Raw genomic sequence first — 12,954 nt, 5'->3', positions numbered from 1 at the left:
GCCGTCCCGGCGCCTGACACCATCGAGCTAGCCGGCTTCGATCGTGCTCATGTGACGCACCCACTCGACGAGATAGAGCGAGACCGAAACCAAAGTAAAGACCGTTACCAGGCCTATCAGGATCGTGTCGTAGGGCGCCGGCTTGAAGTTGAAGCCGAGCGAAGCCAGCACCAGCGCCGCGTACGCCACCTGCGCCACCGTATTGAGCTTCGACACCATCAGCGGTTTCATCGGGACCGGCCTGTCGAGCAGCCACGACACCATCACGGCCGTGACAATCATGATGTCGCGCGACACCACCAGGATGACGATCCAGCGCGGCACCGCGCCCCAGATGCCGAGCGCCACGAAGATCGAAACCAAGAGCGCCTTGTCAGCCAGCGGATCGAGCAGGGCGCCCAGTTCGCTCGCCATGTTGAATCGCTTGGCCAGAAAGCCGTCGACGGCGTCGCTGACGCCGGCAATGACAAAGATCGCAAACGCGACTTCCATCTGGCTGGATACGATTGCCCAAACAATCACTGGCACCAGAATGATGCGGCCGAGCGTGATGATGTTCGGTATGCTCAACGCGGTCGCTTCCCGGCTCCCGGCCCAACCCGGCCCTTGGCGAGATCGGCCGGTTCTTGTCTGCTTGTTATCTACATAGTACATGCGGGAAGCGCCCGGCAACCATTGCAGGATCGCGGAATTCCTCGTAACCAGCGGTCATCATACTGGAATTCGGGCATGACCGACCGCAAAAACGGGCTAACTTACGCGGATTCGGGGGTCGATATCGACGCCGGCAACCGCCTGGTCGACCTCATCAAGCCGATGGTCCGCGCCACTGCGCGCGCCGGCGCGGACGCCGAAATCGGCGGGTTCGGCGGGTTGTTCGACCTCAAGGCCGCCGGCTTCAAGGACCCGGTGCTGGTGGCGGCGACCGACGGCGTCGGCACCAAGGTCAAGATCGCGATCGAGACCGGCCTGCATGCCGGGATCGGCATCGACCTGGTGGCGATGTCGGTCAACGACCTTGTCGTGCAGGGAGCCGAGCCGCTGTTCTTCCTCGACTACTTTGCCTGCGGCAAGCTCGACCCCGAGGCGACGGCGGCCATCGTCGCCGGTATCGCCGAGGCATGCCGGGAATCCGGCTGCGCCCTGATCGGCGGGGAAACCGCCGAGATGCCGGGGCTCTACAAGGACGGGGATTACGACCTCGCGGGCTTTGCGGTCGGCGCGGCCGAGCGCGGCACGTTGCTGCCGCGTGCAGACATCGCCGCAGGCGACGCCGTGATCGGGCTGGCGTCCTCGGGCGTTCACTCCAACGGGTTCTCGCTGGTTCGCAAGATCGTGGAGAACTGCGGCCTTGGCTTCGGCGACCCGGCGCCGTTCTCCCCGGTCATGACGCTCGGCGGCGCCTTGCTGAGGCCGACGAGGCTCTACGTGAAGTCATGCCTGCGCGCGATCCGCGAAACCCGCGCGGTCAAGGGACTGGCCCACATTACCGGCGGCGGCTTCACCGACAACATCCCTCGCGTGCTGCCAAAGCATCTTGGTGTGGGCATCGATCTGGCACGGCTGCCGGTGCTGCCGGTGTTCAAATGGCTGGCGGCGCAGGGAGGCATCGCCGAGCTCGAACTGCTGCGCACCTTCAATTGCGGCATCGGCATGATCGCCATTGTCAAGCCGGAGGCGATCGGGAAGGTGACGGAGGTGCTGACGGAAGGCGGCGAGACCGTAGCCTTGCTCGGCGAAGTGATTGCGGCCCGGACCGATGACAAGGGAGAGCATCGCGTGGTCTATAACGGTCATCTCGATCTTTCGCCATGAAGCGCCGAACTGCCATCCTGATTTCCGGGCGCGGCTCCAACATGGCGGCGCTCGTCGCGGCGGCCGAAGCGCCGGATTTTCCCGCCGCGATCGTCGCAGTGATTTCCAACCGCGCCGACGCGCCCGGGCTGGCAAAGGCCGCCGCCAGCGGCATCCCGACCCTGGTGATCGAAAGCCAGCCGTTCGGGCGGGATCGCGCCGCGTTCGAGGCCGCGCTTCAGCGGGCGCTGGAGCACAGCAAGGTCGAACTGATCTGCCTCGGCGGATTCATGCGGTTGTTCACCGCCGAATTCGTCCAGCGCTGGCACGGCAAGATGCTCAACATTCACCCCTCGCTGCTGCCGTCCTTTCCGGGCCTCGATCCGCACCGCCAGGCGCTCGACGCCGGGGTGAAGATCTCGGGCGCGACCGTGCATTTTGTGACCCCGGAAACCGACGCCGGCCCGATCGTGATGCAGGGTGCGGTCGCGGTTGCCGATGACGACACGGTGGAAACGCTGGCGGCGCGCACCCTCGGCGTCGAGCACCGAATCTATCCGGAGGCGCTGCGGCTCCTGGCTGCCGGCCAGATTCGCCTTGAGGGCGACGTCTGCAGGATATCGGGCGCCGCTGAGCGCGATGGCGTTCTGATATCGCCGCGGAAAATCTGATATGGCGCGATGTCGACTGCCGTTGGCTGTGGCAGTCGAACAACAGCGCCCCGTATTCGACCTCCTGGCCGGCCGCGTGCCGATTGACGCTTCCCGAAAACTCAGGGCAAATCGGTGTGGCTGATCGGATTTGCGCGCGTTTTTCGCGCTGGCGCTTTCTTGCTCTTGGGAATGATTGGATGCGCTGCTCACCGCGGCTTCGGCGAGGGTGGAAAATCGAGATCGGTCATGCCCGGCTGCTGGTGATTGCATTCGTTACGATCGCATCCGTTGCGCCGGCTTGGGCGCAACTGACGCCGCAGCGCATACCGACCCCGACCATGGTCAATTCGACGGTATCGTCGGGCAGGGCGCTGGCCAATCTCGGCAGCCACTTCCTGGAGCGGCTGGGTGGCCAGTCCGGCAACGGCTTCAACCGGATGCAGCGGACCAACCCGGACGGCGGCGGCGCTTCCGTGCTGACGGAGGCGCCGCGCTACCGGACCTGGTTCGAGGGCTACGGCAATACGACGACGAACGGCGCGACCGGTGATTTCGTTGGCGACAGCCGCAGGACCTGGGGCGGCGCGGCTGGCATCGGCGCGCGGGTGGCGCCGGGCATCAACATTGGTCTCTCCGTTGATCAGAGTCGCTCGGCGATCGACATTCCGCTGGCGCTGCAATCGGCCACGATCGACCTCAGCCAATTCGCGTTCATGGCGTCCGTCGATAGCGGGGCGTGGACCTGGGCTAGCGCCGTCGTGCACGGTCTTGGCAACATCGACTCGCGCCGCGATACCGGCCTTGGCCTTGCGACCGCGGGATACAACGCCCGGCTCGACGGGGTGCTCAGCGAGGTCAGCTATTACTGGTCCAACGGCCAGGGCCGTATCGTGCCGAAGGCGGCATTCGAATATGTCCGCGCAAGAACCGGATCGCTGCAGGAGACCGGCGGCCTCGACCCCGTCGCGGCGACCGACGCATCGGTGCAGCGCGCGCGGGTCATGATCGGCGCGGAAGCCGGCCACTATTGGATTCTCGACCGGAAGGTTCTCGACGTGTCGGCCTACGGCAAGCTGGTCGACAACGTCGTGCAGAATTTCTCCGACATCACCGTCAGCCTCGGCGCCAAACGCATCACGCTGCAGGGCATCGGTGAAAGCCGCTATGGCGCCGACGCCGGCGCTTCGGCATCGCTGGTCCTGACCCGGACCGCGCGTCTCTACGTCAATTACGATGCGAAATTCCGCGCCGCGATGCAGTCGCATCAAGGAACGTTCGGCGTCGAGTTGAAATGGTGACTCTATGCGTGGTCCGGAACGGGGACCTCCGCTACGGCTTTACACTGTCCCGCACAGCAGGTTCAGTGGTCATCAGTGAGGGTTGCAAGGTCCCGGCGGCCTGCTTGCCGGCTCGCTGCGTCGCGGGTGCATTGACGAGTGCGATGAGTTCGGCTTCGTCCAGCGTTTCCTTCTCGAGAAGGCGCCGGGCAGTCCGCTCGAGAAGCTCGCGCCGCTCGACCAGCAGGTCGCGCGTTCGGGCAAGTGCGCTTTCGACGATCTTTCGCACTTCCTGATCGATCGCGTCGCCGGCTGTTTCGCCGTAGTCGCGCTCGCGCATCGCGCCGACGCCTTGCGGGCCAAGGAAGGACCTCGCATCGCGTTCATAGGCGACCGAACCCATCGTCTCGGACATGCCGTACTTCGTCACCATGGAACGCGCGATGTCGGTCACTCGCCTGAGATCGTCCGCCGCGCCGGTAGACAGATGCCCGAACACCACGAGTTCGGCCGCCCGGCCACCGAGCAGCACGCACATCTTGTCGATCAGTTCCTCGCGCGTCATCAGAAAACGGTCCTCGATAGGGCGCTGGATGGTGTAGCCGAGCGCGCCGACGCCGCGCGGGATGATCGAGACCTTGTGCACGACGTCGCTGCCGGGCAGGGCCATCGCGACCAGCGCATGCCCCATTTCGTGGTAGGCCACGATCTCGCGCTCCTTGGCGTTCAGAATTCGGTTGCGCTTCTCGAGACCGGCGATGATGCGCTCGACCGCCGCATTGAAGTCGCTGAGCGTCACGGCGTCAGCTCCGCGGCGCGTCGCCAGCAGCGCCGCCTCATTGACCAGGTTGGCGAGATCGGCGCCGGTGAAGCCAGGTGTCAGGGCTGCGATCGTGTCGGCGCTGACGTCGGGACCGAGCTTGGCCTTCTTCAAGTGGACATTGAGGATCTGGATGCGGCCTGCCTTGTCCGGCCGGTCGACGAGCACCTGGCGATCGAAACGGCCGGCGCGCAACAAGGCAGGGTCCAGCACCTCCGGACGATTGGTCGCCGCCAGAAGCACGACGCCCTCGCTGGCGTCAAACCCGTCCAGTTCGACGAGAAGCTGGTTCAGGGTCTGCTCCTTCTCGTCATGTCCGCCCGCGAATCCGGCGTTCCTGGCTCGGCCGAGCGCATCCAGTTCATCGATGAAGATGATCGCCGGGGCCTTGCCACGCGCCTGTTCGAACAGGTCACGGACCCGCGCGGCCCCCACGCCAACGAACATTTCAACGAATTCCGAGCCCGAGATGGAGAAGAACGGAACTCCGGCTTCACCGGCGACCGCCTTGGCCAGCAAGGTCTTGCCGGTGCCGGGGGGGCCGACCAGCAGCACGCCCTTCGGCATCCGCCCGCCCAGCCGCCCGTAGTGTTTCGGGTCTTTCAGGAAGGCGACGATCTCCTTCAATTCGTCCTTGGCCTCATCGACGCCGGCGACGTCAGCGAAGGTGACCCCGGTGTCGGCCTCGACATAGACCTTGGCCTTCGATTTGCCGATTTGCATCAGGCCGCCTCCCAGACCACCGGCCCCCGTCATGCGGCGCGAGATCCAGTACCAGACGCCGAAGAACAGGACGATCGGCATCACCAGGGACAGCACGTTGCCGAGCAAGTTGCTCTCGATCTGGCCGGTGAACTTGACGTTCGCGTCGGTCAACTCGCGCGCAAAATTCTGATCGACGCGGGTCGTCGTGAACTGGCGCTGCCCGCCCGGCAACGGCTCTTTCAGCGTGCCTTGCACGAAATTGTCCGACACGCCGATCTCGGCGATCTTGCCGGCCGCCAGCAGTTGCTGAAACTCGCTGTACGGGATGCGGGCGATTTGCGTCAGACCCGTCCAGGCGTTGTGGATCAGGATGATGCCGAAGATGGCGATCATCGTGTACCAAAGGTTGAATCGCGTCTGCTTGTTCATCGGTTTCGCTGCATCGATAGATGTCTTAGGGATTGCGTTCGCCAGACCTGCGCAGGAATCAGGCGGGGGTTTCCGAAATCTCCGGCGGTGGCGGCCCGGAGGGCGATGGGACGATAACCGTTACCGCCTTGGGCCGAACCGTAAAGCGCGCAGGGGTGAAGGTAACCAATTCCCCGTCGGTATTGACGGGGCGAGGTCGTCGGGTCCGGACTTCGAAAGAGGCCCCTCGCGCAGCGCGCACTTCGCGCCAGGCGCCGTGGCGACCGAGACGAAAATCCTTTGCCATGGCGATGAGCTTCCAGACGCCCGACAACTCCAGAGAATAGAGATCGAGGTGAGAATCGTCGATCTCGGCGGAGTGCTCGACGGCCATGCCGCCGCCGTAATACCGTCCGTTGCCCACGGCGATCTGCAGCGTCCTGACGCGCACGGCCTCTTCGGACGAAACGATGATGGCCCGAAACGGCCTTGAGCTGGAGAGGATCCTGATCGCGGTGAGAAGATAGCCCAGGCGGCCGAACCGGCGCTTGGTCTCGCGGCTGAGCTGGCGGGCAAGTTCAGCGCTGAGTCCGAGGCTTGCGACGTTGAAGAAGAGATGGCCGTTGACGTCGCCGAGATCGATCTGGCGCCTATGGCCGGCGGCGATGACATCGGCGGCGGCTTCGATCGTTGGCGGCAGGCCGAGGGTTCGCGCGAGATCATTGGCGGTGCCGGTTGGCAAGATTCCAAGCGCCAGTCCGGTGCGAGCGAGCGCTGGCGCCGCTGCATTAAGGCTGCCGTCGCCGCCGGCGATGACAACGGCGGCCGCGCCATCGGCATGGGCCTCGATCCAGGGTGAGACCTCGGTCGGGCATTCAGGCGAAAAGACCTCCAACTGGAATCCTGCGGCGCTCAGTCGCGCGATCGCGTCGCCTGCCGCTATACCGCCGGACCGGCTGTGCCGGTTGATCACGACGAGCAGCCTGCATCCGCGCGGAGACCACGGTCGTTGCAACGCCTGCGGGCGCGTCAATGTGTCGGCGGCTACCATCGGGGTCGCCCCGCGGGGAAGCGCCGTTGCGCGAACCAGGACAGCAGCGACGGGACGATCGCGATCACGATCAGGCCGATGACCCAGATCAACACCACGCCGAACAGGCCCAGGCTTGTCGCGAGATTGGCGAGCCAGGACAACCATACGACGGTTTCGGCGTGTCCGGTCGCCCAGTCGGAATTGCTCGCGAGCATCCTGCCAATCGCACCGATCAACGCGTAAGTGCCCCAGGCGAGAAGCAACCATAGGGCGGCAAGCGCGGCCGCCGCGATCCAGAACCAACGCTTCATCGCGCGACCTCCTGCCGCGAGGCAAAGCGTCGCAGTTCCATGAGCTTTGCGTGTTGGTTCGGAGCCATAGCGCGCCAAAACCGGTCCGGAAAAATCTTCAATGTCGTACATGAACTTTTGCTTGCCTTGGCGATGAGCCTCCCAAGATCGGAACGCCAACTGCGCGTTCGTCAGGTGGATGTTGGGTATTGGGAATGCCGATGCAAGAGCCTGCTACATTTGGTCGTTGCGGCAATCACCGGCTTGAAGAAACTGCGCAGCGTCACCATTTGGAACGGAACCTTTTGGGTCCGGGCTCCTCTGGTGAAGGCCGTCGGCGCGTTCACGATGTCGGATCGTTTTCGAAATCGTCGGCCGATCGAGGACTGTTCCGGTGGATATCGCTTTCCTGTCCGCAGACTTCTTGGGCAAGCCTGCCTGGATGTGGCTCGCCTTTGTTGCCGTCGTCATCGCACTTCTCATCTTCGATCTCGGTATCCTGCACAGGGAAAGCCGCGAGATCGGCGTGACCGAAAGCCTCGTGATGAGCGCCGTGTATATTTCACTCGGCCTCACGTTCGGCGGTTGGGTCTGGTGGTATCTCGGCGCCGAGCCGGGCATGGCCTACCTGACGGGGTTTGCGGTCGAGAAGGCGCTGGCGATGGACAATGTGTTCGTCATCGCGATGATCTTCGCCTATTTCTCGGTTCCGCGCCTGTACCAGCATCGCGTGCTGTTCTGGGGCATTCTCGGTGTCATCGTTCTGCGCGCGATCATGATCGGGCTAGGCGCCACAATCGTCGCGCAGGCAAGTTGGGTGTTGTATGTCTTTGCCGTGTTCCTGATCGTTACCGGCGTGAAGATGATGATCTTCGCGGATCAGAACTTCGATGTCGGCGCGAATCCCGTGCTCGGCTGGGTGCGACGGTACGGCAACGTCACCGACCAGCTCCACGGCGAGCGCTTCCTGGTCCGGCTGCCGGACAAAGCTGGCCGGTTGCGATGGTTTATGACGCCGCTTTTCCTGGCGCTGGTCCTGATCGAGATCGCCGACCTGATCTTTGCGGTCGACTCGGTGCCGGCGATATTCGCCATCACGACCGATCCCTTCGTGGTCTACACCTCGAACATCTTCGCGATCCTCGGCTTGCGGTCGCTCTATTTTGCGCTCGCGGCGATGGTCGATCGCTTCCACTATCTGAAGTTCGCGCTTGCGGCCGTGTTGATCTTCATCGGCTCGAAGGTCTTCATAGCCGACCTGTTCGGGGTGGATAAAGTGCCGCCATCGCTGGCGCTTGGCGTTACCTTCGGCCTGCTTGCGCTCGGCGTTCTCTATTCGTTGTGGAAGACGCGCAGCGGCGCGGGTCCCGATCACATCGCGGAGAACCGATCGGCCAAGTCGTGAACCGTCGATGACGCGGTTCGCGAAAGAGCAGCTGAGCCAGCCCGCCACCCGTTCGATGGTACGTCATCGCCATGGACCGGTCGGGCGGCGGCTGCTGGATGTCGCCCGCGTGCTTCGCGAGCGTGATCTCACCGCGGGATCGTTGGTCGACCACATGGGCGAACAGGGCCTTGGGCTGTTGCTGCTCGTGCTGACATTGCCGACCATCATCCCCGTGCCGGGTCCCTTCGGCATGGTCTTTGGCGCCCTGCTTTCCCTGGTCGCGCTGCAGATCATGTTCGGCGCCAGCCGCCTTTGGCTGCCGGAGCGGCTGCGCTCGCGGGCCGTCCCGCGCCAATTCCTGCGGGCGGTGATCCGACGCGCGCTGCCGCTCGTCAGCGTTCCCGAACGGGCGCTCCATGAAGACCGGTTGAGCTGGTTGACCGGGCGCCGCGCGCGGATGTCGTTTGCTGCGCCGCTTCTGGTCATGGCGGTCACCATCGTGCTGCCGATTCCCTTCGGAAACGTGCTGCCCGCCATTGCCCTGCTCGTGGCGGCGATCGGTTTCATTGCCCACGACGGCTTGGCGGTTCTGATCTCAATGGTGATCGTCGCCCTGGCTTTGCTTTGGACGCTGGCGCTGTTCTTCTTCGGCGCCGAGCTGTTTCGTGTCGCGGCCGATGCGGCCACGACCTTGCTTGCGAGCTGGCCATTTGGATTCTAGAGGTAAGCGATCCGTATCGTCGTCAGCATTGTGAACAGAGCCAGACTGCGCTGCCTGACGCATGATCCGGAAAAGTGTGTAGCGGTTTTCCGAAGAGATCATGCGCAAACAAAGGGCCAGAGCGGGAATGGCGATTCGAAGAAAAGTCATCCCGCTCTAGGCGCGGTCGACCCTGACGACGCGGCCTTTTTCGATCGCCAGCGCCAACTTGCCGTGCTTGAGCGCGATCGCGGCTTCGCCGAACAATTCGCGCCGCCAGCCGCGCAACGCGGCGACGTCGGCTGCATCGTCGGCGGCGATCTGGTCGAGATCGTCGACGGTGGCGATCACCTTGCTGGCGACCGCGTGGCGCTCCGAGGTCATCCGCAGCAGCACCTTGAGCAGTTCGACGGTCGCAGCGCCATTGGAATTGCCGCGCGGCTTTTCCAGCTTCGGCAGCGTCGCCTGGTCGCGGGCGAGGCCGCGGTGCACGGCGGCGATGATGTCGCTGCCCCATTTGGAGCGGTCGAAGCCCTTCGGCAGCGATCGCAGATTGGCCAGACGCTCGGGCGTAGTCGGCGCGTGGGTCGCGATGTCGCTGACCGCATCGTCCTTCAGCACCCGGCCGCGCGGCACGTCGCGGCTTTGCGCTTCCTGCTCGCGCCAGGCCGCGACTTCCATCAGCACCGCGAGTTCCTTCGGTTTGCGGACCCGCGTCTTCAGCCGCTCCCAGGCGCGCTCGGGGTGGAAGTCGTAGGTGCGCGGCGAAGTCAGGACTTCCATTTCCTCGCTGACCCAGTCGCTGCGCCCGCGCTTCTTCAGGTCGGCGTCGAGGGCGGCGAAGACGTCGCGCAGATGGGTGACGTCGGAGATCGCATAATGCATCTGCTCTGATGTCAGCGGCCGCCGCGACCAGTCGGTGAAGCGGTGGGTCTTGTCCGGCCGGTGGCCGGTGACGCGCTCGACCAACTGGTCATAGGCGATGCTCTCGCCGTAACCCAGCACCATCGCGGCGACCTGCGTGTCGAAGATCGGGTGCGGAATGGTGCCGGACTGGTGCCAGACGATTTCGATGTCCTGGCGCGCGGCATGGAATACCTTCAGCACCGCCTCGTTGCCCATCAGCTCGAAGAACGGCTTGAGGTCGATTCCGGGGGCCAGGGTGTCGATCACGACGGCCTCGTCCGCGCTGGCGATCTGCACGACGCAGAGCAGGGGGTAGTAGGTCGTTTCCCGCAGGAACTCGGTGTCGACGGTGATGACCTTGTGCTGGGCCAGTCGGGAACAGGCGGCCGCAAGGTCGGCAGTGGTGGCAATCAGGTCCATGAACAATCCATACGCTTTCGACAGGCGTTCTGCCGAAAGCGTTGATATGTCAAGGGTGTTGAACGGGAATTCAGCCCTGCATGCAAGCCGGGCAGCATTTTTGCGGGTTTCGGCGGTTCAGGCCGAACGGGCCCTGGCTCCCATGTCACTGCCAATCCCGGAACAATACGGTATCCGAGAAGACGTCACTCGTAGCGGACGTGCCGCGAGGGTCGCCGGCCCGACGGTATCGCAAGCACCGCGAGGCAGAGCGCAATCATTCCCAGTCCCATCAATTCGAAAGCAAAGGCGTCCACGGCAATTCTCCCCCGATAGATCGCTAGAATTGTCGGGAGCGCGTTGACGGCTGCTTAACTTGCGAAAGTGGGGCGAAAGTGCGTCGGCGGATGGTGGACGCGCGCTTAAGGATTGCGGTTAACGGCGTGCCCGAGTTGGAACCCTTGAGTGGGACCTGGAAGCGCGACGGGTCCCGACCGCCGCGCATGTGCCAGCCATCAGTGCGTCAAGGCGGGGTTTTCTGCCGTTACTTCTGCACAAACTTTACGGCTGAGACAGGCCACTTTCCAACGTGGTCTTTGATTGAGAGCCGCAAACCGTGAAACTCGTCCAGCCAAATGTTCTCCACCGTTCCCGCCTTTCCGTCTGTGAGGACCACGGACTTGCCGACAAGCTCAGCCTCCGCCTGCCCAAAAGCGCTCAAGATCGTGGACGCAAAGAGCTCCGCAGTGGACATTGTGACGTTTCTCCCGAACAGGACGAGCGTTTACATCGATGGAAGAGTCACATCGATTGAAGATGGTGTAGCAGATGTTGTCCGCAGGCCATGTGCAGGAAGAGAGCATCGATTGGACTGCAATCACATTGAAGTTTGACGAAGTCGTGACCCTATCGCGAAGCGAAGCAGCACGTAGGATGGGTAGAGCGCAGCGAAACCCATCACGCCGCCTCCACGCAAGTATTGATGGGTTTCGCTACGCTCTACCCATCCTACGAGAATCACGTCCCGCAAAACGTCTGCAGCACGCGTTGCTCCGGCAGCGGCGGTTCCATATAGGACGCGTAAACCGGCTGATCCTCAAACGGCTTCGCCAGCACCGTCAGCAATTCCTCGAAGGGTGCGTAATCGTCATTGTTCATCGCAGCCTGGATCACGGCTTCGACGCGGTGGTTGCGCGGAATGAAGGCCGGGTTGACCGCGCGCATCGCGGCCTGCCGTTCGCCGGCGGATTGCGGCTCTTCGGCGAGGCGCCGGCGCCAGCGCGCGGCCCATTCGTCGAACGCGGCGGGATCGGTGAACTGATCTCTCGCCGTGTCGCCGGCGCCATCGCCCGCGGCATCCGACAACCGGCGGAAGGTGATGGTGAAGTCGGCCTGGTTCTTCGCCATGGCATCCAGCAGATCCTGCACCAGCGCCTCGTCGCCATCGCGCGCAGTGAAGAGACCGATCTTGCGGCGCAGCCCGGCCGGATAGGCGGCGCTGAATTGTTCGGCGAATTCGCCGAGGATGGCTTGCGCCTGTTCGATCGCCTTGTCGTTGTCGTCGGACAACAGCGGCAGCAGGCATTCGGCCAGCCGCGTCAGGTTCCACAGCGCGATCCGCGGCTGGTTGGCGTAGGCGTAGCGGCCCATCTCGTCGATCGAGGAGAACACCTGCGCGGGGTTGTAGTCGTCCATGAAGGCGCAGGGGCCGTAGTCGATGGTCTCGCCCGCGATCGAGCAATTGTCGGTGTTCATGACGCCGTGGATGAAGCCGACCAGGAGCCAGCGCGCGACCAGGTCGGCCTGGCGGGCGACGACGCCTGCGAGCAGCGCGTGATAGGGGCGGTCGGCGTTCGCAACATCCGGGTAATGCCTGGCGATCACATGGTCGGCGAGCTGGCGCACCCCATCGGTGTCGCCGCGCGCGGCAAAGAACTGGAAGGTGCCGACGCGGATGTGGCTTGAGGCCACCCGTGTCAGCACCGCGCCGGGCAACATGGTCTCACGCTGGACGCGCTCGCCCGAGGTCACGGCGGCGAGCGAGCGGGTGGTGGGGATGCCGAGCGCGAACATCGCCTCGCTGACGATGTATTCGCGCAGCACCGGCCCCAGCGCGGCGCGGCCATCGCCCCGGCGCGAGAACGGCGTCGGGCCGGAGCCCTTGAGCTGGATGTCGCGGCGGAGGCCATCCTGGTCGATGACCTCGCCGAGCAGGATGGCGCGGCCATCGCCGAGCTGCGGCACGAAATGGCCGAACTGGTGGCCGGCATAGGCCATGGCGATCGGATCGGCGCCGTCGGGCAGGCGCTTTCCGGCCAGGATCTCAGTCCCTTCCGGGCTCGCCAGCAAGTCGGGATCGAGGCCGAGCTGGACCGCAAGCGCCCGGTTGAGCTTGATCAGCCGGGGGGTAGCTACCGGGGTCGGCGCGACGCGGGCGAAAAAGTTCGCCGGCAGCGCCGCATAGCTGTTCTGGAACGGGAAATGCAAGGTCATGACCCCAAGATAGGGACAGCCCGGGAATAGGCAAACGGGGCAAGGTCAGACGCGGCCGGAAATGTCACCTGGAGGGCAGGAAACAGCCC

At 64.2% G+C, this 12,954-nt stretch carries 12 protein-coding genes; 5 read left to right on the top strand and 7 right to left on the bottom strand.

Translation table 11 applies throughout. The features are described from left to right. Positions 1-27: 27 nt before the first annotated feature. Positions 28-570 (bottom strand): CDP-alcohol phosphatidyltransferase family protein, encoded by a 543-nt coding sequence (locus Q0D31_RS17355; RefSeq protein WP_291853674.1) that lies wholly within the window; start codon positions 568-570, stop codon positions 28-30. 159 nt (positions 571-729) lie between these two features. Between Q0D31_RS17355 and purM the strand changes: the two genes are divergently transcribed. The 3 genes from purM to Q0D31_RS17340 all read left to right on the top strand — a co-directional run bounded on the left by purM (position 730) and on the right by Q0D31_RS17340 (position 3,745). Continuing rightward, on the top strand, positions 730-1,815 hold the full coding sequence (purM, locus tag Q0D31_RS17350) for a phosphoribosylformylglycinamidine cyclo-ligase (RefSeq protein ID WP_291853671.1): 1,086 nt from the start codon (positions 730-732) through the stop codon (positions 1,813-1,815). Further along, positions 1,812-2,465, top strand: coding sequence for a phosphoribosylglycinamide formyltransferase (gene purN / locus Q0D31_RS17345; RefSeq protein WP_291853668.1), 654 nt, complete (start codon positions 1,812-1,814; stop codon positions 2,463-2,465). Before purM ends, purN begins: the two co-directional genes overlap by 4 nt. Before the next feature lie 179 nt (positions 2,466-2,644). Next, on the top strand, positions 2,645-3,745 hold the full coding sequence (locus Q0D31_RS17340) for an autotransporter outer membrane beta-barrel domain-containing protein (protein WP_291853665.1): 1,101 nt from the start codon (positions 2,645-2,647) through the stop codon (positions 3,743-3,745). Positions 3,746-3,776: 31 nt separating this feature from the next. On the opposite strand, the gene ftsH is transcribed toward Q0D31_RS17340, so the two are convergent. The 3 genes from ftsH to Q0D31_RS17325 are packed head-to-tail and all read right to left on the bottom strand — an operon-like array spanning position 3,777 to position 7,112. Continuing rightward, the gene (gene ftsH / locus Q0D31_RS17335) at positions 3,777-5,678 is read right to left on the bottom strand and encodes an ATP-dependent zinc metalloprotease FtsH (RefSeq protein ID WP_291853662.1); all 1,902 of its coding nucleotides are present in this window, start codon (positions 5,676-5,678) and stop codon (positions 3,777-3,779) included. 58 nt (positions 5,679-5,736) lie between these two features. Beyond that, entirely contained in the window at positions 5,737-6,708 is a 972-nt protein-coding gene (locus Q0D31_RS17330) for a lipid kinase (protein ID WP_291853658.1), read from the bottom strand. Further along, positions 6,702-7,112: a hypothetical protein gene (locus Q0D31_RS17325; protein WP_291853655.1), complete on the bottom strand. Its 411-nt coding sequence runs from the start codon at positions 7,110-7,112 to the stop codon at positions 6,702-6,704. The genes Q0D31_RS17330 and Q0D31_RS17325 overlap by 7 nt, the downstream gene beginning before the upstream one ends. Before the next feature lie 262 nt (positions 7,113-7,374). Here Q0D31_RS17325 and Q0D31_RS17320 point away from each other — a divergent pair, with 262 nt between their 5' ends. Then, positions 7,375-8,385, top strand: coding sequence for a TerC family protein (locus tag Q0D31_RS17320; RefSeq protein ID WP_291853651.1), 1,011 nt, complete (start codon positions 7,375-7,377; stop codon positions 8,383-8,385). Positions 8,386-8,392: 7 nt separating this feature from the next. After that, positions 8,393-9,088, top strand: a complete 696-nt coding sequence (locus Q0D31_RS17315; protein ID WP_366518529.1) for an exopolysaccharide biosynthesis protein — start codon at positions 8,393-8,395, stop codon at positions 9,086-9,088. A 156-nt stretch (positions 9,089-9,244) separates the two neighbouring features. Here Q0D31_RS17315 and rnd read toward each other — a convergent pair whose 3' ends face one another. From rnd to Q0D31_RS17300, 3 genes are all read right to left on the bottom strand, one after another. Continuing rightward, positions 9,245-10,393, bottom strand: coding sequence for a ribonuclease D (gene rnd, locus Q0D31_RS17310; protein WP_291853648.1), 1,149 nt, complete (start codon positions 10,391-10,393; stop codon positions 9,245-9,247). A gap of 523 nt (positions 10,394-10,916) precedes the next feature. Next, the gene (locus tag Q0D31_RS17305; RefSeq protein WP_291853645.1) at positions 10,917-11,126 is read right to left on the bottom strand and encodes a PRC-barrel domain-containing protein; all 210 of its coding nucleotides are present in this window, start codon (positions 11,124-11,126) and stop codon (positions 10,917-10,919) included. A gap of 263 nt (positions 11,127-11,389) precedes the next feature. Next, positions 11,390-12,865 carry a protein adenylyltransferase SelO gene (locus Q0D31_RS17300; protein WP_291853642.1) on the bottom strand — a complete coding sequence of 492 codons (1,476 nt, stop codon included), beginning with the start codon at positions 12,863-12,865 and terminating at the stop codon, positions 11,390-11,392. Positions 12,866-12,954 lie beyond the last annotated feature (89 nt).

The sequence above is a fragment of the Bradyrhizobium sp. genome (assembly GCF_022844465.1).
Taxonomy (GTDB): Bacteria; Pseudomonadota; Alphaproteobacteria; order Rhizobiales; family Xanthobacteraceae; genus Bradyrhizobium.
Note: the sequence above shows the minus strand (reverse complement) of the source record. Positions and strands in the feature narration are given on the sequence as shown.